The organism is Sphingobium cupriresistens (genome assembly GCF_004152865.1).
GTDB lineage: Bacteria > Pseudomonadota > Alphaproteobacteria > Sphingomonadales > Sphingomonadaceae > Sphingobium > Sphingobium cupriresistens.
In genome coordinates, this window is sequence record NZ_SEOO01000006.1 from 81273 (window position 1) to 103150 (window position 21878).

At 63.5% G+C, this 21878-nt stretch carries 18 protein-coding genes; 12 read left to right on the forward strand and 6 right to left on the reverse strand.

Annotated elements, in window-relative coordinates; translation table 11 throughout:
* Positions 1-25: 25 nt before the first annotated feature.
* Positions 26-604 carry a nitroreductase family protein gene (locus EWH12_RS05455; protein WP_066603598.1) on the reverse strand — a complete coding sequence of 193 codons (579 nt, stop codon included), beginning with the start codon at positions 602-604 and terminating at the stop codon, positions 26-28.
* A 140-nt stretch (positions 605-744) separates the two neighbouring features.
* Between EWH12_RS05455 and EWH12_RS05460 the strand changes: the two genes are divergently transcribed.
* The 3 genes from EWH12_RS05460 (at position 745) to EWH12_RS05470 (ending at position 5092) form a co-directional block, all read left to right on the forward strand.
* Positions 745-2268, forward strand: a complete 1524-nt coding sequence (locus tag EWH12_RS05460; RefSeq protein ID WP_129925955.1) for a peptide MFS transporter — start codon at positions 745-747, stop codon at positions 2266-2268.
* Entirely contained in the window at positions 2265-3674 is a 1410-nt protein-coding gene (locus tag EWH12_RS05465; protein ID WP_129925956.1) for an amidohydrolase, read from the forward strand. Before EWH12_RS05460 ends, EWH12_RS05465 begins: the two co-directional genes overlap by 4 nt.
* A 140-nt stretch (positions 3675-3814) precedes the next feature.
* The gene (locus tag EWH12_RS05470; protein WP_129925957.1) at positions 3815-5092 is read left to right on the forward strand and encodes an amidohydrolase family protein; all 1278 of its coding nucleotides are present in this window, start codon (positions 3815-3817) and stop codon (positions 5090-5092) included.
* A gap of 510 nt (positions 5093-5602) precedes the next feature.
* Here the strand turns inward: EWH12_RS05470 and EWH12_RS05475 are convergent.
* The gene (locus EWH12_RS05475; protein ID WP_066603591.1) at positions 5603-6100 is read right to left on the reverse strand and encodes an SH3 domain-containing protein; all 498 of its coding nucleotides are present in this window, start codon (positions 6098-6100) and stop codon (positions 5603-5605) included.
* Between the two features lie 101 nt (positions 6101-6201).
* Between EWH12_RS05475 and EWH12_RS05480 the strand changes: the two genes are divergently transcribed.
* Entirely contained in the window at positions 6202-7200 is a 999-nt protein-coding gene (locus EWH12_RS05480; protein ID WP_129925958.1) for a 2-hydroxyacid dehydrogenase, read from the forward strand.
* Positions 7201-7204: 4 nt separating this feature from the next.
* Here the strand turns inward: EWH12_RS05480 and EWH12_RS22165 are convergent, their stop codons facing one another.
* Positions 7205-7654, reverse strand: a complete 450-nt coding sequence (locus EWH12_RS22165) for a ferritin-like domain-containing protein (RefSeq protein WP_165363570.1) — start codon at positions 7652-7654, stop codon at positions 7205-7207.
* 175 nt (positions 7655-7829) lie between these two features.
* On the opposite strand from EWH12_RS22165, the gene EWH12_RS05490 reads away from it, so the two are divergent.
* From EWH12_RS05490 to EWH12_RS05505, 4 genes are all read left to right on the forward strand, one after another.
* Positions 7830-8015, forward strand: a complete 186-nt coding sequence (locus EWH12_RS05490; RefSeq protein ID WP_066603588.1) for a DUF1328 domain-containing protein — start codon at positions 7830-7832, stop codon at positions 8013-8015.
* Between the two features lie 4 nt (positions 8016-8019).
* A complete protein-coding gene (locus EWH12_RS05495) occupies positions 8020-8223 on the forward strand; it encodes a DUF5818 domain-containing protein (protein WP_066603497.1) in 204 nt (67 codons plus the stop codon).
* A gap of 53 nt (positions 8224-8276) precedes the next feature.
* A complete protein-coding gene (locus EWH12_RS05500) occupies positions 8277-10034 on the forward strand; it encodes a DUF885 domain-containing protein (RefSeq protein WP_129925959.1) in 1758 nt (585 codons plus the stop codon).
* Positions 10035-10251: 217 nt separating this feature from the next.
* Complete coding sequence (locus EWH12_RS05505; protein ID WP_129925960.1) at positions 10252-13017, forward strand: bifunctional aconitate hydratase 2/2-methylisocitrate dehydratase; 2766 nt, start codon at positions 10252-10254, stop codon at positions 13015-13017.
* Between the two features lie 165 nt (positions 13018-13182).
* On the opposite strand, the gene EWH12_RS05510 is transcribed toward EWH12_RS05505, so the two are convergent.
* A complete protein-coding gene (locus EWH12_RS05510) occupies positions 13183-13383 on the reverse strand; it encodes a hypothetical protein (protein WP_066603488.1) in 201 nt (66 codons plus the stop codon).
* 256 nt (positions 13384-13639) lie between these two features.
* On the opposite strand from EWH12_RS05510, the gene acnA reads away from it, so the two are divergent.
* The 4 genes from acnA to EWH12_RS05530 all read left to right on the forward strand — a co-directional run bounded on the left by acnA (position 13640) and on the right by EWH12_RS05530 (position 19445).
* The gene (gene acnA, locus EWH12_RS05515) at positions 13640-16309 is read left to right on the forward strand and encodes an aconitate hydratase AcnA (RefSeq protein ID WP_129925961.1); all 2670 of its coding nucleotides are present in this window, start codon (positions 13640-13642) and stop codon (positions 16307-16309) included.
* Positions 16310-16467: 158 nt separating this feature from the next.
* On the forward strand, positions 16468-17088 hold the full coding sequence (locus EWH12_RS05520) for a hypothetical protein (protein WP_066603483.1): 621 nt from the start codon (positions 16468-16470) through the stop codon (positions 17086-17088).
* 253 nt (positions 17089-17341) lie between these two features.
* Positions 17342-18043, forward strand: a complete 702-nt coding sequence (locus EWH12_RS05525; RefSeq protein WP_066603482.1) for a glutamine amidotransferase — start codon at positions 17342-17344, stop codon at positions 18041-18043.
* Positions 18044-18095: 52 nt separating this feature from the next.
* Positions 18096-19445 carry a glycoside hydrolase family 27 protein gene (locus EWH12_RS05530; protein ID WP_129925987.1) on the forward strand — a complete coding sequence of 450 codons (1350 nt, stop codon included), beginning with the start codon at positions 18096-18098 and terminating at the stop codon, positions 19443-19445.
* Positions 19446-19463: 18 nt separating this feature from the next.
* Here EWH12_RS05530 and EWH12_RS05535 read toward each other — a convergent pair whose 3' ends face one another.
* Positions 19464-21110, reverse strand: a complete 1647-nt coding sequence (locus tag EWH12_RS05535; RefSeq protein ID WP_129925988.1) for a M28 family metallopeptidase — start codon at positions 21108-21110, stop codon at positions 19464-19466.
* 44 nt (positions 21111-21154) lie between these two features.
* The gene (locus EWH12_RS05540) at positions 21155-21811 is read right to left on the reverse strand and encodes a glutathione S-transferase (protein ID WP_066603481.1); all 657 of its coding nucleotides are present in this window, start codon (positions 21809-21811) and stop codon (positions 21155-21157) included.
* Positions 21812-21878 lie beyond the last annotated feature (67 nt).

The following is a 21878-nucleotide window of genomic DNA, read 5'->3' on the forward strand; positions in this document are numbered from 1 at the left end:
GCCCCGCAAAGCTTTGCGCTCGCAATTATCTGTCCCAGGTAGAAACAATCGCGTCATATTCTGGCCGTGGGCGTTCTTCCTGGGCCTTGGCCGGAGTACCGATGAAAACGAATCCGGCGATCGATTCGCCCGGTCCGCCAAAGGCGGCGCGCACATCCGCATTATAGCTCGGCCATCCGGTCAGCCAGCCGCCGGCAAAGCCCAGCGCATGGGTGGCGTGCAGCAGGTTCATGATCGCCGCGCCGACGGACAATTGTTGTTCCCAGACTGGGATCTTGCTGCCCGCCACCGGCACGGACAGGGCGACCACCAGGGTCGGGGCCTGATGCGCGAACTGGTGCATCGCCTCTATCTCCAGCCGGCCGGCATCGGACTTTTCGGCGCGATAGGCGGTCTCCAGCAGATCGGCGAGCGCTGGGCGCTGATCCTGCCGCACGATCACGAAGCGCCAGGGCGCCAGCTTGCCATGGTCGGGGGTGCGCAGCGCGACCTCCAATATCCGGCGTAGTTGCGCGTCGTCGGGGCCGGGCGCGATCAGGTCGCGCGGCTTGCCGGAACGACGGGTCTGGAGGAGGGCGAGCGGGGAGGAAAGGTCGTTGAACATCGCGCCGACAGATGGCGCGTCACTCGGCTGGACGCAAGGGCGGCAGGCCCTTTTGACAGGAGGAACCCATAGGTTCTAGGCTGCGCGCCATAAGCGGCCGCCGATCGGCGGGCCGGACACAAATATGCAAAGGGTGCCGAATGGCGATTTCGGACATGAACGCGGTCGAGGCAGGCAAGACCTGGCTCGGCCATCCGCGCGGGCTGTACCTGCTCTTCTTCGCGGAAATGTGGGAGCGTTTCTCCTATTACGGGATGCGCGCCATCCTCATCTTCTACCTCACCAAACATTTTCTCTTCGGCGAGGACAAGGCCTACCTCCTCTACGGCGCCTATACCTCGCTGGTCTATATCACGCCGGTCATCGGCGGCTATCTGGCCGACCGGTTCCTGGGGCCGCGCAAGGCGGTGCTGGTCGGCGGCGTGTTCATCGCCATCGGCCATTTCCTGATCGCCATCACCGAAGGGCCGGGGGGCCAAGACCCGCTGTTCCTCAACGGATTCTACTTCGCGCTGGCCAGCATCATCGTGGGGACGGGGTTCCTGAAGGCCAATATTTCGGTGCTGGTGGGCGAACTCTATGCGCGCGACGATCATCGCCGCGATCCGGCCTTCTCCATCTTCTACATGGGCATCAACATGGGCGGGATGCTCGGCCCGATCGTCTGCGGCCTGCTTGGCGAATTATGGGGCTGGAGCTGGGGCTTCGGCGCGGCGGGCGTCGGGATGCTGGCCGGTCTGGTCATGTTCGTTTGGCTCAAACCCTGGCTGTTGGGCAAGGGCGAGCCGCCCGCTCCGCAACAGTTGCGCGCTCGGACCGCGACCGGGCTTAGCCAGGAATGGACCATCTACCTGGCCGCCGCGCTGGGCGTCGCCGCGATCTGGCTGGTGATCCGCTATGCCGAACTGCTGGGCTATGCGCTGCTCGGCTTTGCGGCGCTGACGGTGGTCTATATAGTGTGGCGCACGGTCGGGACATTGGGGAGGATCGATCGCGACCGGATGTTCGCCGCGCTGTTCCTGATCGCCCTGAACCCGCTCTTCTGGGGGCTGTTCGAACAGACGGGTTCGTCGCTCAATATCTTCACCGACCGCAATGTCGACCGCGCTATGTTGGGCTGGGAGGTGCCTGCCTCGCTGTTCCAGTCGGTCAATTCGGTATTCATCATCCTGCTGGCGCCGTTGTTCGCCGTCCTGTGGACCTTCCTCGACAAACGGCGGCTGGAGCCATCCTCGCCCGCCAAGTTCGGTATCGGTCTGGTGCTGTGCGGCGCGGGGTTCCTGGTGCTGGTCGCAGGCGCAGCGATGGCGGGGGAAAATCTGACCCCGGTGATCTTCGTCTTCCTGATTTACCTGCTCCACACCATGGCAGAACTCTGCTTCTCGCCGGTCGGACTGTCCGCGATGACGCGATTGTCGGTGTCGAACATGGTGGGGCTGGTCATGGGCACATGGTTCCTGGCCATGGCGGCGGGCAATTTCATCGCCGGCCTGATCGCCCGCGCCACCGGCAGCGGGGAGGCGGGCGATGTGACCCAGGTGCTGGACGTGTATAGCCGCATCGGCTGGTTCGCGATCGTGGTGGGCGGACTGGTGCTACTCGTGTCGCCTTATATCAAGCGGTTGATGCATCTCGACCTGATTGGCGCGGAGGAAAAGGCATGAAGGCATATGGACGCGCGCTGCTGATCGCGGCGCTGCTGGCGGGGGTCGCCGGACCCGCCGTCGCGCGCAAGGACAAGGGCGAAGCGCCTATATCGCAGGGCCAGAATCAGGGATCGTCCGCCGAGCCGGACAATCCCTATCCATCGACCTACAAAGCCTATCCCGGCCGTCCCACGGCGATCCGGGGCGCCACCATCTTCGACGGGGAGGGCGGCCGCATCGACAATGGCGTTGTATTCCTGTCCGAAGGCAAGGTGACCGCGATCGGCGGACCGGACACGCCGATCCCCGCCGATATCGCCGTGTTCGACGGCACCGGCAAATATGTGACGCCGGGCGTGATCGATATCCACAGCCATCTGGGCGACTATCCTTCGCCCGGCGTGGATGCCAATAGCGACGGCAATGAGGCGACATCCGCGGTGACGCCGCATGTCTGGGCCGAACATAGCATCTGGCCGCAGGATGCGGGCTTTTCCCGCGCGCTCGCCAATGGCGGCGTCACCAGCCTCCAGATACTGCCCGGCTCCGCCAACCTGTTTGGCGGGCGCAGCGTGACGCTCAAGAATGTCCCGGCCCGCACCATGCAGGGGATGAAATTCCCCGGCGCGCCCTATGGCCTGAAAATGGCGTGCGGCGAAAATCCCAAGCGCGTCTATGGCAGCAAGGGCCGCGAACCTTCCACCCGCATGGGCAATATGGCGGTCAATCGCCAGACCTGGATCAAGGCGCGGGAGTATCAGAAGAAGCGCGCCGCCGGAAAGGACCAGACCCGCGACCTGGGCATGGAAACGCTGGCGGACGTGCTCGAAGGCAAGATCATGGTCCACAACCATTGCTACCGCGCGGACGAGATGGCCAATGTCATCGATATGAGCAAGGAGTTCGGTTATAAGGTCGCCGCCTTCCACCATGCGGTCGAAGCGTATAAAATCGCCGACCTGCTGCGCGACAATGGCATTTGCGCGGCTTTGTGGGGCGACTGGTATGGCTTCAAAATGGAAGCCTATGATGGCATCAAGGAGAATATTCCGCTCGTTCACCGCGCGGGCGCCTGCGCCATCGTCCATAGCGACGATCAGGATGGCATTCAGCGGCTGAATCAGGAAGCGGCCAAGGCGCTGGGCGCGGGCCGCCGCATGGGGATCGACATTTCGGACGAGGTCGCCTGGACCTGGCTCGCCATCAACCCGGCGCGCGCCATGGGCATCGATCAGCAGACCGGCAGCCTGAAAGTGGGCAAGATGGCCGATGTCGTGCTGTGGAATGGGAACCCGTTCAGCACCTATACGCGGCCGGAAAAAGTATGGATCGACGGCGCGCTGCTGTACGACAGCGCCAATCCCAAGCTGCGGCCGGTGGTCGATTTCGAACTGGGCCAGATCGGCGCGGGAGACGTGAAATGAACTATCCCACCAATAGAACGCCGTTCGCCCTGTTCGAACGAGCCACTGGTCTCGTTCGAATGTCGAAGGGCTCTCCATCTTGCTTGTTGAAAAGCCAGAAGGGGGCGTCGACTGGCTCAGCCCGAACGGTCCTGGGGGCCATGTTGCTCGCCGCCACGACCACTCCTGCCCTGGCCCAATCCATCGCCATCACCGGCGCGACGCTGGCCATTGGCGATGGATCGGAGCCGATCAAGAACGGCACTGTGGTCATCAGCGCGGGCAAGGTCGTCGCGGCTGGCGCAGGCGTGGTAGCGCCGGCGGGCGTCAAGACGATCGACGCCGGCGGCAAATGGGTGACGCCCGGCATCATGTCGGGCTTTTCCCGCGTCGGCCTGGCCGAAGTGCCGGCGGTCAAGGAAACCAACGACACCAGCGCCCGCTCGCTCTTCTCCGCCGCGATCGACGTCGCGCCGGTCATCAACCCACTCGCCAACCCGATCGCGATCAGCCGCACCGCGGGCGTCACCCGCGCCGTCGTCGCACCCGCGACCGGCACGAACATCTTCGCCGGGCAGGGCGCGGTGATCGATCTGGGCGCGGACATGAGCCCGATCACCCGGCCACGCGCCTTCCAATATGTCGAAATGGGCGAAGCGGGCGTCGAGGAGGCGGGCGGCAGCCGCGCGGCGATGATCCTGACCTTCAAGATGATGCTTACGCAAGCGCAGGATTATGCGAAGGCGCCCGCCAGCTATGACGGCCGATCGAAGGACGCGCTGCTCAACCGCGTCGATGCGCAGGCGTTGGTGCCGGTCGTCAGCGGGGCGATGCCGCTAATGGTCCACGCCGAAAGCGCACGCGATATCTTGGCGGTGCTGGCCCTGCGGCAGGATTTCCCGGCACTGAAGCTGATCCTGGCCGGGGCGACCGAAGGCTGGATGGTCGCGCCGCAGATTGCGGCGGCCAAGGTGCCGGTCATCACCGCGGGTCTGGAAGACCTGCCGTCGAGCTTCGAGAAGCTGGCCGCGACCCAGAGCAATGTCGGCCGTCTCGTGAAGGCGGGCGTGTCCGTGTCGATGGGAATGCTGACCGGCGACGATGCGCTGCAATTGCGCGCGGCGACGCAACAGGCAGGCAATATGGTGGCGCTGCTGAAAGTGCCGGGCGCCACGGGTCTGAGCTGGGGCCAGGCGCTGCGCACCATCACCTCGGCTCCTGCCGAAGCGATGGGGCTGGGCGACCGGATCGGATCGCTCACCCCCGGCAAGGCGGGCGACGTGGTGATCTGGGACGGCGACCCGCTGGAAATGACGTCGGCCCCGGTCGCGGTCTGGATCGACGGCGTGCAGCAGCCGCTGGAAAACCGCCAGACCAAGCTGCGCGACCGCTACGCGACGCCGGGCGAAGGGGCGCTGCCCAAGGCGTATGAATGGTGAGGGGGGGCTTCGGCCTCCTTCGCCTTTGGGCCTGATGTTGCGGTTGTCGGCGCGAGCCGCTCTATAGCTTCACCGCGGCCCCTTCGACAGGCCCAGGACAGGCTTGATCGGGGGGGGGGGCGCTTTTTTTCGCGTATCGAAGGGCGCGGGATGCCTGATTAAGCTCCAGCATGACGAGAGCGAATATTTGCTCACGACAGCCATTGGGAAACCACATACGCAGCGCCAACTTGGATCACATAGTGATAGATATTTCAGGTCATCATGTCTGTTTGAGACGATAGCTTTTACAAAGCCGACCTTCCGCAAACCACCCTTTGCCGTCAATCCGCTGTCCACGCAGTCGCGCGGCTGCGTCGATCCGGCGCCAAGCGCGACTCTCATGCGCGATATGCGGGAGGTTAGAGAAGTTCCGCGACCAATCCGTTGAAATCGAAAAGATCGAAGCGAGCAGGTCCCATCCGAAAGCCCGGAAAATCACACCGCAAAGCGCATGTCCAGGGCTGGACCCTAGCTACCGGTAGCGCCCCACACGTCGCTGGCCTTCACATAGCCGCGCTGGCCCTTGGCGTCGAAATTGCACCAGCCGCCCGAACAATCGCCCAGCCGCCCGACCACGCCGCGTTCCGCCCGGAACAGCGCCCGCGCGCCATCGCGCGGCGATTCGCGCAGCGGCGCGACTTCGGACCGGACGATCGCGGTCGGCGTATCGCTCAGCAGGCGGACATGCATCCAGCCCTGCGCGCCGTCGGGGTCTTCCACTTTGCGCCACAGGCCCAGCACCTGCACCACCTTCACCGGCAGGTCGCGGCGGCGGTAGATCCAGTTGGACGGGTAATCCAGGCTCGGCCCGACGCGCATCCGCGCTTCGTCCTGCGACAGCGACGCCCAATAGGGGACCGGCTTGCCCGGCCCGGCCCATGCGGCGCTCGCCGCCATCAAGGACGCGACCACGCCCGCGCCCAGCAAAAGACGCTTCATTCCAGACCCGAACCCATAGTCACCCATGGCCTTCCCATACTCCCGGCTGGCCCGCCCCGACAAGCGTTGATGTCACCTGTCGCCATATCCGCTTGACCGGCGGCGCGGGCGGGCATAGCGGCTTTGCCATGGCCAAGAAGCAGCGTCCCGCAAAGCCGCGCGTCATCGTCACGCGCCGCCTGCCGCCCAATGTGGAGGCGCGCATGGCCGAATTGTTCGACGCCAGCTTCAATGTCGGCGATGTCGCGATGAACCGCACCGATCTCGCCCGCGCCATGGCCCAGTGCGACGTGCTGGTGCCCTGCATCAGCGACCAGATCGACGCCGCGCTGCTGGCGGCCGCGCCGGAGCGGCTGCAACTGATCGCCAGTTTCGGCAGCGGGGTGGATCATATCGACCTGTCGGCCGCGCGGGCGAAGGGGATCATCGTGACCAACACGCCCGGCGTGCTGACCGAGGACACGGCCGACATGACGATGGCGCTGATCCTGTCGGTGCCGCGCCGCCTGGCCGAGGGCGAGAAGCTGGTCCGGTCGGGTGAATGGCGCGGCTGGAGCCCGTCGGGTATGCTGGGCCACCGCATCGGCGGCAAGAAACTGGGCATTATCGGCATGGGGCGGATCGGCCGCGCCGTCGCCCGCCGCGCCCGCGCCTTCGGCCTGTCGATCGCCTATCATAACCGCCATCGCCTGCCCTTCGAAGTGGAGCAGGAACTGGAGGCGGAATGGCATGGCGATCTGGATGCGCTGCTGAGGGCGAGCGACATAATATCGATCCATTGCCCGCTCAACGCCGACAGCCGCGGGGTGATCGACGCGCGGCGGATCGGGCTGATGCCGCCGCACGCCTATCTCATCAACACATCGCGGGCGGAGATCACCGACGAACAGGCGCTGATCGCGGCGCTGGACGACGGGCGGATCGCCGGTGCGGGCTTTGACGTCTATACCCATGAACCGGCGGTCGATCCGCGGCTGCTGGCGCTGGCCAACGTCGTGCTGCTGCCGCATATGGGGTCCGCGACGTTCGAGGGGCGCGACGCAACCGGCGCGCGAGTGATCGCCAACATCCGCACCTGGGTCGATGGCCATCGACCGCCGAACCAGGTGCTGGAAGGCTGGGTCTGATCGTTTAAGCGGTGGCGAGCTGGTCCTTCAAACCGTTCACCACGACTTGGCCATGCGCCACCGATTCATGGGCCCGGCGCACCACATCCTGCGTGTCCGCGTCGATCGCCTCGTCCTTGAGCACGCGCTCAAATTCTTCGCGCAGATAATCCTCGCCACGATCAATCGCCTGAATGACGGCCTTGTCGCCGCCGCCCAGCGCTACGAAGATGTCCTCCATCCGGCGGTGCACTGTGCCCGCCACGGAGCCGAACTCGTTGGGCTTCCCGCCCAGAGAACGGCTGCGCGCCTGTAGCAGGTCGATCGCCTTGGCGCGTTCGGCCGCCAGATCGCGAAAGAGGGTCTGAAACGCCTCCGACTTCACCTTGTCGGCGCTATGTTCATAGCCTTTCACGCTATCGATCAGCGTCGTGATCAGATCGTCCAGCTTGCTGATGGCATGATTGTTCGACATCGCCTTCTCCTTTGATGCGGCGGGGGAAGAACGGCCGATCGGGCGCGATTGTTCATTCAACCATCTGACAATAAACCTTAATCCTGCGTTATCCATAGTTGCGGTGGAGCGGAACAAGCATCGTCTCCGTCGGTTGATGCTGGCATAGACCGGATACGAAACGAAAGGACGTCCCATGCTCAAGCTGGCCATCATCTCCCTTGTCATCGCCGCCGTGCTGGCCCTGCTCGGCTTTGGCGGCGCGGCCGGCACGTTCGTCGGCATCGCCAAGATATTGTTCTTCATCGCGATCGCCGTATTTGTGCTGTTCCTCGTGCTGGGACTATTGGCTGGCAAGGGCATTAAGGACGCGATAGATTGATGCGATGACGGAGATTGGTGCTGGAGTGGATGAAACCGGCAGATTGCTGCGCGATGAGGCCGGCTTTCTGCTCCAGCGCGATCTGGGCGGCAGTTATCGCCTGGTCCTGCTGCGCGTGCCCGTCGATCATGTCGAAAAACGGGTGCGGGTGCAGGGCTATTATGCCGGAGACGGCATTGTCGAGGCGGAGGGCGTAGCGGCCGCCTGAACGCTGGCTCTCCCCCTTGCCAAAAGCGCGCGGACGCGCGAACCATTGCCTCCATGCGCAAGATTCTATCCCTGATGCTCGCCGTCGCCGCCCCAGTGCTGGCGCAGGCGCAAACGCCCCATGAACAATTGGCCAAGGTCATAGATGACCATTGGTCCTGGTATCTTTCGACCCATCCGGTCGAGGCCACAGCGCGGGGCGTGCGCGATTATGACGACCGCATCTATGACATATCGCTGGGCGCGCGGGATGCGCAGATCAAGGCGGAGCGGGGGTTTGCCGCCCGATTGCAGACGCTGTCGGCCGATGTGCTCGACCCGGCGGACCGGGTGAATCGCGACGTGCTGTTGTGGATGTTGCGCGACGATATTGATGGCGACGCGCATCCCGCCGAGCGGTTGATGCTCTTCACCACCTATTATGGCTGGCATCAGGGCTTTTCCGGCATGGCGGACGGCCTGCCTTTCTATAATCGCGCCGATTATGACAGCTATCTGACGCGGCTGGCGCTTTACCCCCGGCAGAATGGCGACGCGCTGGCGATCACGCGGCAGGCGATCAAGAGCGGTTATGTCCAGCCCTGTTCGGTGCTGCAAAATTATGCGGGGACGATCAGCGGCATTGTGGCGGGCAAGCCGGAAGAGACGCGCTTCTACGAACCGTTTGCGCGCGCCAGACCGCGCGATATCAGCGATGCCGACTGGAGCGCGATGCAGGCACGCGCCGTTACGCTGATCCGCGACGTGCTGACGCCCGAATATCGCAAATGGCACGACCTGTTCGTGGCGGACTATCTGCCCCATTGCCGCAAGAGCGACAGCGCGTCGTCGCTGCCGGGCGGGGCGGCCTGGTATGCCAGCCGGGTCAAGGCGCATACCACCACGGACCTGACGCCCGACCAGATTCACACGATCGGCTTGGAAGAGGTCGCCCGTATCGGCAAGCGGATGGACGCCATAGCGGCCAAGGCCGGCTATCCCAGCCGCGCGGCCTATATCGCGCATCTGCGCACCGACCCCAGCTATTATGCGAAAACGCCGGAGGAATTGCTGCGCGTCGCGGCGCGGCAGGCCAAGGCGATCGACGGCCTGCTGCCGCGCTATTTCGGCACGCTGCCGCGACTTCCCTATGGCCTGAAAGCTACCCCGGCGGCCGAGGCGGAGGGAACGACGACGGCCTATTATATGCCCGGCGCGCCGGAAAGCGGGATATCCGGCACCTATTTCGTCAATAGCTCCAAGCTCGACCAGCGGCCTTATTGGGAGTTGCCCGCGCTGACCGCGCATGAAGCGGTGCCGGGCCACCATAACCAGATCGCGCTGCAACAGGAATTGCCGCTGCCGCCGTTCCGCAAATATCTGGCGGGGTTCACCGCCTATGTTGAGGGCTGGGCGCTCTATACCGAATATCTGGGGGAAGAGATGGGGCTGTACGACACGCCCGAAAAGATGATGGGGCGGCTGTCCTACGAAATGTGGCGCGCCTGCCGACTGGTGGTGGACACCGGCATCCATGCCAAGGGATGGGACAAGGGCAGGGCGGTCGCCTTCATGAAGACCAACAGCGCGCTGTCCGACGCGAACATCGATGCGGAGGTGAACCGCTATATCAGCTGGCCGGGTCAGGCGCTGGGCTACAAGCTGGGGGAGATCAAGATCCGGGCGTTGCGCGCAAAGGCGGAGGCGACGCTGGGGCCGAAATTCGACCTGCGCCGATTCCATGACGCGGTGCTGGCGCAGGGAGCCGTACCGCTGACCGTGCTGGACAGCCAGATGGACAGTTGGATCGCGGCGGAGAAGGCCAAGGGATAGCCATCATCCTTAAGTCCATTCTTTACTCAGAGTAATAGCAAAAGTCGCAGTTTCCGGCCGATTGGTATAGATGGCGGCATCATTTTGCTGCGCCGCCGCGACTTGCCAATGCGCGTCTCTTGCCGTACCGGAACCGCGTCAGCTCCCAGACCGGGCATAAAGATCGGCAAGTGGCGCTGCGCGTCGAGTCCGTACACTTTATGACGTTGGGAACGAGATGAGCATTTACCTGGATTATCTGGCCGAAATCGACAGCCGAAAGACTCAGGGACTCGCGCCCAAGCCGATCGACGATGGTGCACTGGTCGCTGAGATCATCACCCTGATCCGGGATGCGGGCAGCGAACATCGCGCCGACGCGCTGAAATTCTTCATCTACAACACGCTGCCCGGCACCACGAGCGCTGCGGCGGTCAAGGCGGCGTTCCTGAAGCAGATCATCCAGGGTCAGGCGATCGTCCCGGAAATCACGGTGGCCTTCGCGTTCGAACTGCTCAGCCACATGAAGGGCGGCCCTTCGATCGCCGTGCTGCTGGACATCGCGCTGGGCGATGACGCCAAGCTTGCAGGTCAGGCCGGCGACGTCCTCAAGACCCAGTTCTTCCTCTACGATGCCGACATGTTCCGCCTGCGTGACGCCCATGCGGCGGGTAACGCCGTGGCGACGGGCGTGCTGGAAAGCTACGCCAGGGCGGAGTTCTTCACCAAGCTGCCGGAGGTCGAGGACGAGATCGAGGTCGTCACCTATATTGCGGGCGAAGGCGATATTTCCACCGACCTCCTCTCGCCGGGCAACCAGGCGCATTCGCGCTCCGACCGCGAACTGCACGGCCTGTGCATGATGACGCCGCAGGCGCAGCAGGAAATCGTGGCGTTGAAGGCGCAGCACCCGGACAAGCGCGTGATGCTGATCGCAGAAAAGGGCACGATGGGCGTAGGTTCGTCGCGCATGTCGGGCGTCAACAATGTGGCGCTGTGGACCGGCAAACAGTCCAGCCCCTATGTGCCCTTCGTCAACTACGCCCCGGTCGTCGGCGGCACCAACGGTATCTCGCCGATCTTCGCGACCACCGTGGACGTGACCGGCGGCATCGGCATCAACCTGAAAAACTGGGTCAAGATGACCGGCCCGGATGGCAAGCCGATCCTGAACAATGACGGCAATCCGGTGCTGGAGGAGAAATTCTCGGTCGCGACCGGCACCGTGCTCAAGATCGACGTGAAGAACAAGAAGCTGACGGACGAGGCCGGCAACGAACTGGTCGATGTCGCCGCCGCCTTCACGCCGCAGAAGATGGAATTCATGAAGGCGGGCAGCAGCTACGCCATCGTGTTCGGCAAGAAGCTCCAGACGTTTGCCGCCGAAACGCTGGGCGTGGAAGCGCCGCTGGTGTTCGCGCCGAACAAGGAAATCACGGTCGAGGGTCAGGGCCTGACCGCCGTAGAGAAGATTTTCAACCGCAACGCCGTCGGCGTGACGCCCGGCAAGGTGCTGCACGCGGGGTCGGACGTGCGCGTGAAGGTGAACATCGTGGGGTCGCAGGACACGACCGGCCTGATGACCGCGCAGGAACTGGAAGCGATGGCGGCGACCGTCATTTCGCCGCTGGTCGATGGCGCCTATCAGTCGGGCTGTCATACGGCATCGGTGTGGGACAAGAAGGCGCAGGCCAACATCCCCAAGCTAATGAGCTTCATGAACAATTTCGGCCTCATCACCGCGCGCGACCCCAAGGGCGTCTATCATGCGATGACGGACGTGATCCACAAGGTACTGAACGACATCACCGTGGACGATTGGGCGATCATCATCGGCGGCGACAGCCACACCCGCATGTCGAAGGGCGTGGCGTTCGGCGCGGACTCCGGCACGGTTGCATTGGCGCTGGCCACGGGCGAGGCGACCATGCCGATCCCGCAATCGGTGAAAGTCACGTTCAAGGGCAAGATGCAGCCCTATATGGATTTCCGTGACGTCGTCCACGCGACCCAGGCGCAGATGCTGGCGCAGTCCGGCGGCGAAAATGTGTTCCAGGGCCGCATCATCGAAGTGCATATCGGCACGCTGCTGGCGGATCAGGCCTTCACCTTCACCGACTGGACGGCCGAGATGAAGGCCAAGGCGTCGATCTGCATTTCGGAAGACGCAACGCTGATCGAGTCGCTGGAAATCGCCAAGTCGCGCATCCAGATCATGATCGACAAGGGCATGGAAAATGCCGCCGGCACGTTGCGCGGCCTGATCGCCCTGGCGGACAAGCGCATCGCGGAAATCCGTTCGGGCGAAAAGCCCGCGCTGACGCCGGACGCCAACGCCAAATATTTCGCCGAAATCGTGGTCGATCTCGACCTGATCGACGAGCCGATGATCGCCGACCCGGACGTCAACAATGCCGACGTGTCCAAGCGCTACACCCACGACACCATCCGGCCTGTTTCCTACTATGGCGGCACAAAGAAAGTCGATCTGGGCTTCATCGGGTCGTGCATGGTGCACAAGGGCGACATGAAGATACTGGCCCAGATGCTCAAGAATATCGAGGCGAGCGAAGGCAAGGTCGAGTTCAAGGCGCCGCTGGTCGTCGCCCCGCCGACCTATAATATCGTCGACGAGCTGAAGGCCGAGGGCGATTGGGACGTGCTGAAGAAATATGCCGGGTTCGAGTTTGATGACGTGGCGCCCAAGAATGTGGCCCGCACCAGTTACGAGAATATGCTGTATCTGGAGCGTCCCGGCTGCAACCTGTGCATGGGCAATCAGGAAAAGGCCGCCAAGGGGGACACCGTCCTCGCCACCTCGACCCGCTTGTTCCAGGGCCGTGTCGTGGAGGATACGGACGAGAAGAAGGGGGAATCGCTGCTGGCGTCGACCCCGGTCGTGGTGCTGTCGACCATACTGGGCCGCACGCCCAATATGGACGAATATAAGAGCGCGGTCGTCGGCATCGACCTGACCAAGTTCGCGCCGTCTGTGGCGCACTGATCCAGGGGACTATTGTCCTTTTGTAAATAATGCCGCCGCCGCGTTCGTCCCATTGGGAAACGCGGCGGCGGCATTGCCGTTTATGACAGTTCTTAGAACGTAAGACCGGATTCGTTCGAAACGAACGGAGAGGGGTTGAATGGGTATGGTCGGTCTGACCCAGCCTCAGGACCAGCCGCCCATCCACCCGCGATGTTGCGATGCGGCGAGCGGCAGCGGCGTTTCGCATCGCGCGCATTCCGCCACCACCCGGCCCACGATCCACTGGTTGCCGCCGCAGTCGGGACAGGGGATTGCCCGTCCCTCACGATATTGCGGATTGATAGCAGATATCCTGGTTTCGACGGGCGAAAGATGTGCTTCCATGACTGTTTCCCCTTTCTGCGCCACCAACGCTTCAATGTGCGAAACATATCCCTACATAAGGGGTTCAGGCTGCGGCGCCATTTGACTTGAACCCCTCAAATGTTATGGCACCGCAGCATCGGGACATACCGGCTTCGACCATGGGTTGGGGCGCATCCCTGCCACCTTGCCGTGCGGTTTCTGATCGCCGTTCTGCGAGCTTCTGGTGGAAACGCGCCGTCCTCTGGCCGAGGCCATGCGAGGAGACGCACATCTTATGACCGCCATCGGACAGGACACTCTGGGCACGCGCGACATGTTGAACGTGGGCGGCACGGACATTGCCTATTATTCGTTGAAGAAGGCCGCGGCGAAGCTGGGCGACGTGTCGCATTTGCCTTTCTCGATGAAGGTGCTTCTGGAAAATCTGCTCCGTTTTGAAGATGGCGTGACGGTGACGGTGGAAGACATCCAGGCGATCGTCGATTGGCAGCAGGACCGGGGCAAGGCGCAGCGCGAAATCCAGTATCGTCCCGCGCGCGTGCTGCTGCAGGATTTCACCGGCGTGCCCTGCGTGGTCGATCTGGCCGCGATGCGCGACGCGATGAACGCGCTGGGCGCCGACGCGACCAAGATCAACCCGCAGGTGCCCGTCCACCTTGTCATCGACCACAGCGTCATGGTCGACGAGTTCGGCACGCCCAAGGCGTTCGAACAGAATGTGGAAATCGAATATCAGCGTAATATGGAACGCTACGACTTCCTGAAATGGGGCAGCAAGTCCCTGGCCAATTTCTATGCCGTGCCGCCGGGCACCGGCATCTGCCATCAGGTCAATCTGGAGAATATCGCGCAGGCGGTGTGGTCATCGGTGGATACGGACGGGACCACCGTCGCCTATCCCGACACCTGCGTGGGCACCGACAGCCATACTACGATGGTCAACGGCCTGGGCGTGCTGGGTTGGGGCGTGGGCGGGATCGAGGCGGAAGCGGCGATGCTGGGCCAGCCGGTTTCCATGTTGATCCCCGAAGTCGTCGGCTTCAAGTTCACCGGCAATCTGACGGAAGGCGTCACCGCGACCGACCTCGTGCTGACCTGCACCCAGATGCTGCGCGCGCGCGGCGTGGTGGGGCGCTTCGTCGAATATTTCGGTCCCGGTCTCGCCACCCTGTCGCTGGCCGACCGTGCGACGCTGGCCAATATGGCGCCCGAATATGGCGCAACCTGCGGCTTCTTCGGCATCGATGACAAGACGCTGGACTATATGCGCCTGACGGGCCGCACCGACGACAATATCGCGCTGGTCGAAGCCTATGCCAAGGAACAGGGCTTCTGGATCGACCCCGCGATCGAGCCGGTCTTCACCGACACGCTGGAACTGGACCTGTCCACCGTCGTCCCCAGCCTGGCCGGTCCCAAGCGCCCGCAGGACCGCGTCGCCCTGCCGGACGTCGATGACGTGTTCAACGCGGATCTGGTCAATACCTACAAGAAGGCGCAGCAGCGCGTGACCGTAGCGGGCGAGGATTTCGACATTGGCGACGGCGACGTCACCATCGCCGCGATCACCAGTTGCACCAACACGTCGAACCCCAGCGTCATGGTCGCGGCCGGCCTGGTCGCCAAGAAGGCGAACGAACTGGGCCTCAAGCCCAAGCCCTGGGTCAAGACGTCGCTGGCGCCCGGCAGCCAGGTCGTCACCGACTATTTCAACAAGGCGGGGCTTCAGGAACATCTGGACGCGATCGGCTTCAACCTGGTCGGCTATGGCTGCACCACCTGCATCGGCAACTCCGGCCCGCTGGCGCCCGCGATCAGCGCGGCGATTAACGACAATGGCCTGGTCGCCGCCGCCGTCATTTCCGGAAACCGCAACTTCGAAGGCCGTGTGTCGCCTGACGTGCGCGCGAACTTCCTGGCCAGCCCGCCGCTGGTCGTCGCCTATGCGCTCAAAGGCACGGTGATCGAAGACTTCATCACCACGCCGATCGGCGTCAGCACGACGGGTAACGACGTCTATCTCAAAGATATCTGGCCGACCAATGACGAAGTCGCCACGACCATGGCCGGGTGCATGGATCGCGCCATGTTTCAGGCGCGCTACGCCAATGTCTATAAGGGCGACGCGCATTGGCAGGCGATCGACGTGACGGGGTCGGACACCTACAGCTGGCGTGCGGGTTCCACCTATGTCGCCAACCCGCCCTATTTCGAGGGGCTGAGCATGACCCCGGCGCCGGTCACCGACATCATCGAGGCCAGGCCGCTGGCGATCTTCGGCGATTCGATCACGACCGACCATATTTCGCCGGCCGGGTCGATCAAGGCGTCCTCGCCCGCGGGCCAATGGCTGAGCGAGCATCAGGTCGCGCAGGCCGACTATAACAGCTATGGTTCGCGTCGTGGCCATCATGAAGTGATGATGCGCGGCACCTTCGCCAATATCCGCATCAAGAATCTGATGCTGGACGGGGTGGAAGGCGGTATGACCCGCTATGACGGCGAAACCATGCCGATCTATGACGCGGCCATGAAGCACAAGGCCGACGGCACGCCGCTGGTGGTGATCGGCGGCAAGGAATATGGCACGGGATCGTCGCGCGACTGGGCGGCCAAGGGCACCAACCTGCTGGGCGTCCGATCGGTCATCGTCGAGAGTTTCGAGCGTATTCACCGCTCCAACCTGGTCGGCATGGGCGTGCTGCCGCTCCAGTTCAAGGATGGCGAGAGCAAGGACACGCATGGTTTTACCGGCGACGAGACATTCACGATCCAGAATGTCGCGGGTTTGAAGCCCCGGCAGGATGTGGACGTGATCGTGAAGCGGGCCGACGGATCGACCTTCACCTTCACGGCGCTGTGCCGGATCGACACGATCAACGAGCTGGAATATTTCCTGAACGGCGGCATCCTGCAATATGTGCTGCGCAAGCTGGCGGCTTGATCGGTTGCGCCGATGACCTGAACAAAGGGTATTCTCTGGAGGGAAAGCCCTTTGTTCATGCGTTCAGGGTAAAAGCGCCGCCGGCACCCGACCAATCATAATTTTGTCATGACCGTCTGAAAGCCATCAGGCTGACCCGAAGGAGATGGCGCGTGAAGATGAGCATCGCAATTGTCATGTTGCTGGCGGGGACGAACGTGCAGGCGCAGGAGGCCGATGCGCCGGCGGCGAGGGATTTCGGCGCATATGGCCGTGACGCCGCCGAAGATAGCATGATCGATTTTGCGCGGTGCGTGGTGCGCGGGTCGCCGCGGACGGCGGCGGATGCACTGGCGACGCGCCCAGGAACGCGGGAAGAAACAGCCCGTTTCAACGCTATCGCCAAAAGTCGTAAGGGATGTCTGAGGCACGGAAAGCTGCGCATGAAGGGCAATTGGATGCGCGGCGCGTTGGCCGAACAGCTTTATCTTAACCGCTTTGCAACGCCGCCAGTGGAACCCGCCCGCCCGGACGCGCCTGCGCCTGTCGTGGCGGAAGGGACCAGCGCCTATCAAGCCTATGCGGATTGCGCCGTCGCGCGCAACGCGCCGGCGATCGATACGCTGATGCGCAGCAAGGCGGGAAGCGGGGAGGAACGCCTTGCTTATGGTCAGGCTATGCCGGCGCTTTCTTCCTGCCTAGCGGGGGGAGAAAATACCCGCTTAAAAATAGATCGCGCCGTGTTGCGCGGCTATCTGGCGGAAGCATTGCTTGATTTTCGCAAAAGGCCGCCGGGCTAATTAAGTGAAGCCAAGTCGCCACTGACGCGGATTGCCGCCCGATCGACCAAAGCTCGTCCGATGCGCCGATGAAAGCATTTACTGCGTCTATGGGCGCATCGACGGCGGACGGCTCCCCGTCGGAGCACGGATTCGGCAAACTGATTGGTTAAATCACGGCTGCTGCGCGGGGCCAAGCCGATAGCCGCAATTTTCGACGCCCAAGAAAGGCTGGGCTGGCGTCGCGCGCCGAGGCTGGTTAGCACAAGAGATAATGAAAAGAGCATTGATCGTCCGACATGTGCCGCGCGAAGGCGCCGCAGGCTATTTGCAGCCGATCGAGGCGGCCGGCTATCATATCGACCGGATCGATGTCGCCAGCCCCGATTTCGCGGGCGTGGACCTGTGCGATCCCGACTTGCTGATCATGATGGGCGGGCCGATGGGCGTGTATGAAACGGACATCCACCCCTGGATATCGACGCAGATCGAGAAGCTGGCGTCGCGGCTGGCGGCCGATCGGCCGACGCTGGGCGTGTGTCTGGGCAGTCAGATGATTGCGGCGGCGCTGGGCGCGCCTGTTTATCCCGGCGGGCATATGGAATTGGGCTTTGCGCCGGTCAGCGTGAACGGGGCGGGCATGGCGTCGCCGCTGCGCCATTTGATCGATGTGCCGGTGTTGCATTGGCACAGCGACACGTTCGATCTGCCCGACAATGTCGATTTGCTGGCATCAACGCCCAAATATGCGCATCAGGCGTTCCGGCGCGGGTCCAATCTGCTGGCGCTGCAATTTCATGCGGAGATGGGCGAAGACCCGCGGTTCGAGGATTGGCTGACCCATTTTTGGGCCGACTTGGACGTGGCGCAGCAATGCGGCATCGCGTTGCGGGAGGATCACGACCTGCATGGCCCGATCGCGGTAGCCGCGGGCAGGGCAATGATCGGCGAATGGCTGGCGGGAACGAGACTTTAGTTGCGGCTTGATCTTGCCGCGGCCTCTCTATTAACTCCTACAAATGAAGAAGATGACAGTGGAAACGAGCCGCCGCGATCTGTTCGCGGCCGGCATGGCGGGGATGGCGGCGGTTAGCGTCGCGCGGGCGGCGGATGCTGCCGAGCCGGGCAAGGCGGTGCTGGCGCCCCGGCCGCCGATGGGATGGAATAGCTGGAACAGCTTCGCCACGACCATCACCGAGCGCCAAGCGCGCGAGACGGCCGCCATCATGGCGGAAAAGCTGCTGCCGTTCGGCTATGATATCTTCACCGTCGATATCCAATGGTATGAGCCGGAAGCGTCGAGCTATACTTATAATGCCGCGCCCAAGCCGGCGATGGACGCTTATGGCCGGATGATCCCGGCGCCAAATCGGTTTCCGTCGAGCGCGGGCGGCAAGGGCTTTGCGCCGCTGGCCAAGGCGGTCCATGCGCTTGGCCTAAAGTTCGGCATCCATGTGATGCGGGGCATCCCGCGGGCGGCGGTGGACGCGAACCTGCCGATTCTGGGGACGCGCTATCGCGCGAGGGATGTGGCCGACATAGCAAGCATCTGTTCCTGGAACCCCGATATGTATGGCGTCGACATGACGCGGCCGGGCGCGCAGGCCTATTATGACAGTATCTTTCGCCTCTATGCCGACTGGGGCGTGGATTTCGTCAAGATGGACGATATGAGCCGGCCGTATGACGCCCATGCGCCGGAGATCGAAGCGGCGCACAAGGCGATCATGGCGACGGGGTGGCCGATCATGTTGAGCCTGTCGCCAGGTGAAACGCCGGTGATCCGCGGCGATCATGTCCGCAAATATGCGCAGATGTGGCGCATCTCCGACGATTTCTGGGATGATTGGGCGATGCTGGAGGCGCAGTTCACACGGCTGGAGAATTGGACGCCCTGGCGCGGGCCGGGGTCATGGCCCGACGCCGACATGCTACCGCTGGGGCGGCTGGCGCTGGGGGAGCGGGATACGCGCTTCACCCCCGATGAGCAGCAGACGTTGATGACGCTATGGGCGATCGCGCGGTCGCCGCTCATCATGGGGGGCGATTTGCGGCATCTGGATGCGCCGACGCTGGCGCTGCTGACTAATGAAGAGGTGCTGGCGGTCAATCAGGCAAGCGAAGGCAATTGCCCGCATTTCGTGGCGGATGGCGTGCGCGTCTGGTCGGCGATCGCGCAGGGTGGCAAGGGCCGCTATGTCGCACTGTTCAATACCGGCGACAAGGCGCGCGAGGTCGGGATCGGGCTGCGCGATCTGGGAATTAGCGGGCCGGTCGCGGTGCGCGATTTGTGGGCGGGCAAGGCGCTGGCGCAGCAGAGGGAGCGGGTAAGCGCGATGCTGCCGCCGCACGGGGCGGGGCTCTATCGGTTGAGTTAATGACCTACCTTCGTTGTTTTACTTGCGCGCCGAGGCGCTTTTGTCGCGGATGGTCTTGAACTCAGAACCGGCCTTCCATTCCGGCCAGCGGGTCGAGTTCGCCAAGTCACGACCGATGTCGCGCATCAGGTCGATATCCTGCGCCGCCCCCTCCATTCGCCAGTCCGGCCCCCAGGCGTCACAGGCCTGGTGATAGCATGTGCCGGTATAGGCGTCGATCCAGGCCTGGCCCGCGGGGCGGCCGCCCTCGACCAGGTCGGATGCGCCCGCCAGGCCCATCATCAGCAGGACAGGCACGCCACGCTTGGCCATGGAGAAATGGTCGGCGCGGTAGAAAAGGCCGCGTTCGGGCAGGCTTTCCTGTGTGATGACGCGGCCCTGCTTTGCCGCGAACGTCGCCAGATCGTCTTCCAGGCTGTTCTGGCCTTTGCCGATCAGGATCACGTCCTTCGCCTTGCCGGCGGTCTGGAGCACGTCGATGGTGAGGTTGGCGACGGTCTTGTCGATCGGATAGACGGGGTTCTGGGCATAATGTTCGGATCCCAGCAGCCCGCGTTCCTCGGCGGTCCAGGCGGCGAAGACGACCGAGCGGTCGGGTGCAGGCGCCGCCTTGAACGCGCGGGCGATTTCGAACAGGCCGGCCATGCCGAGCGCGTCGTCATTGGCTCCAGCACGATAGATGCGGCCCTGCGCGTCCGGCGCGCCCTCGCCATAGGCGTCCCAATGGGCGCCGTACATGACGGTTTCGTCAGGGCGTTTGGCGCCGGGGATGCGGGCGAGGACGTTCGCGCTCTGCACCACTTCCTGGGTCACCGGGAAGGCGGCGGAGAAGGTCGCGCCCTTCAACGCGACCGGCTTGAATTTGGCCGATCGCGCCTGTTTGCGCAGCGCGGCGAGATCGAGGCCTGCGCCGGCGAACAGCTTGCTCGCGGCCTCGCCCTCGACCCAGCCTTGCACCTGGAGGCTGGTCAGCTTGTCGGGCGCGCGGACCAGATCGTAATTCTCGCCAGCCGGGCTGGTGACGACGTTCCAGCCATAGCCCGCACCCGGCGTGTCATGGACGATCAGCGCGCCGACCGCGCCGTGGCGGGCGGCTTCTTCGAATTTGTAGGTCCAGCGGCCATAATAGGTCATCGTCTTGCCGCCGAACTTGCCGAACGGGTCTTCGCTCTTGGCCGCCTCGAAATCCGGGTCGTTGATGAGGAAGACGGCAATCTTGCCCTTCAGGTCCACGCCCTTGAAATCGTCCCAGCCGCGTTCAGGGGCGGAGACGCCATAGCCCACGAACACCAAGGGCGCCTTGGCGATCGCGACATTGTCCTTGGGTTGCAGGGTGGAGAGATAGATCTGCTTGCCGAAGCTCCAGGGCGTGGACGCGCCATTTTGCGCGATCGACAGCGTTTCCGCCTGGCCGAGGCGGGTGTGGAGCAACGGTACAGTCTGCACCCACTGGCCGTCCGGGCCGCCGGGCTCCAGACCCAATTGTTCAAAGCGGGCGACGATATAGCCGATCGTCCGTTCCTCCCCCACGGTGCCGGGCGCACGGCCCTGGAACAGGTCGGACGCCAGCGTGCGAACCGATCGTTCCAACTGCTTGGGGTCGGTCTGGGCGTGGAGGGGCAGGGCGGCGGTCAGGCCGAGGGCCAAAGCGAGGATGCGTGTCATCATCCCGCCGGTCTAAACCGCTGCGACGATGGGCGAAAGGGCGTTCAGAACTCGATTTCGAGTTCGGCCATCTCTTCCGGTTCGTTGCGCGCATCCTCGATCCATTCGCGCATCAGCGGCCAACTGTTGATCGTCTGGCAATAGGCGGCGGATGTGGCGGACAGCGGGACGGCATAGGTCAGGAAGCGCTGGGCCACCGGCGCGAACATGGCGTCGGCGACGGTCGGCTCCTCGCCGAACAGCCAGGGACCGCCGTAGCTGCCCAGACATTCGGCCCAGATCGTTTCAATCCGGTCGATATCGGGCTTGGCCCCGGAAAAGATTGGGAAGCGCGCGTGGCGCACCTTCAAATTCATCGGCAGGGCGGAACGCAGATTGGCGAAGCCCGAATGGATTTCCCCCGACACCGACCGGCAATGAGCGCGGGCGATGCGATCGGCCGGATACATGCCGACATTGGGATAGAGTTCGTGCAGATATTCCGCGATCGCCAGCGTGTCCCACACGCTGGCGTCCTCATGCGTCAGGCGGGGCACCAGCACCGAAGGAGACAGGAGCAGCAGTTCGGCGCGATTTTCGGGATCATCGAGCGCGATCGTCTTTTCCACCACCCGCAACCCCGCGAGTCGGCACAAGAGCCAGCCGCGTAACGACCAGGAGGAATAATTCTTGCTGGAAAGAGTGAGTTCCGCGATCGCCATGGCATACCCTCCTGCTTACGGTCAGCCTCACATTTATGATGATGCGGCGCAACATAAAAAGCATGTA

Bases quoted from the DNA above. Each gene is read 5' to 3' on its own strand.
- EWH12_RS05455 (WP_066603598.1), bottom strand. From the start codon at position 604: ATGTTCAACGACCTTTCCTCCCCGCTCGCCCTCCTCCAGACCCGTCGT.
- EWH12_RS05460 (WP_129925955.1), top strand. From the start codon at position 745: ATGGCGATTTCGGACATGAACGCGGTCGAGGCAGGCAAGACCTGGCTC.
- EWH12_RS05465 (WP_129925956.1), top strand. From the start codon at position 2,265: ATGAAGGCATATGGACGCGCGCTGCTGATCGCGGCGCTGCTGGCGGGG.
- EWH12_RS05470 (WP_129925957.1), top strand. From the start codon at position 3,815: ATGTTGCTCGCCGCCACGACCACTCCTGCCCTGGCCCAATCCATCGCC.
- EWH12_RS05475 (WP_066603591.1), bottom strand. From the start codon at position 6,100: ATGGGTGACTATGGGTTCGGGTCTGGAATGAAGCGTCTTTTGCTGGGC.
- EWH12_RS05480 (WP_129925958.1), top strand. From the start codon at position 6,202: ATGGCCAAGAAGCAGCGTCCCGCAAAGCCGCGCGTCATCGTCACGCGC.
- EWH12_RS22165 (WP_165363570.1), bottom strand. From the start codon at position 7,654: ATGTCGAACAATCATGCCATCAGCAAGCTGGACGATCTGATCACGACG.
- EWH12_RS05490 (WP_066603588.1), top strand. From the start codon at position 7,830: ATGCTCAAGCTGGCCATCATCTCCCTTGTCATCGCCGCCGTGCTGGCC.
- EWH12_RS05495 (WP_066603497.1), top strand. From the start codon at position 8,020: ATGACGGAGATTGGTGCTGGAGTGGATGAAACCGGCAGATTGCTGCGC.
- EWH12_RS05500 (WP_129925959.1), top strand. From the start codon at position 8,277: ATGCGCAAGATTCTATCCCTGATGCTCGCCGTCGCCGCCCCAGTGCTG.
- EWH12_RS05505 (WP_129925960.1), top strand. From the start codon at position 10,252: ATGAGCATTTACCTGGATTATCTGGCCGAAATCGACAGCCGAAAGACT.
- EWH12_RS05510 (WP_066603488.1), bottom strand. From the start codon at position 13,383: ATGGAAGCACATCTTTCGCCCGTCGAAACCAGGATATCTGCTATCAAT.
- acnA (WP_129925961.1), top strand. From the start codon at position 13,640: ATGACCGCCATCGGACAGGACACTCTGGGCACGCGCGACATGTTGAAC.
- EWH12_RS05520 (WP_066603483.1), top strand. From the start codon at position 16,468: ATGAGCATCGCAATTGTCATGTTGCTGGCGGGGACGAACGTGCAGGCG.
- EWH12_RS05525 (WP_066603482.1), top strand. From the start codon at position 17,342: ATGAAAAGAGCATTGATCGTCCGACATGTGCCGCGCGAAGGCGCCGCA.
- EWH12_RS05530 (WP_129925987.1), top strand. From the start codon at position 18,096: ATGACAGTGGAAACGAGCCGCCGCGATCTGTTCGCGGCCGGCATGGCG.
- EWH12_RS05535 (WP_129925988.1), bottom strand. From the start codon at position 21,110: ATGACACGCATCCTCGCTTTGGCCCTCGGCCTGACCGCCGCCCTGCCC.
- EWH12_RS05540 (WP_066603481.1), bottom strand. From the start codon at position 21,811: ATGGCGATCGCGGAACTCACTCTTTCCAGCAAGAATTATTCCTCCTGG.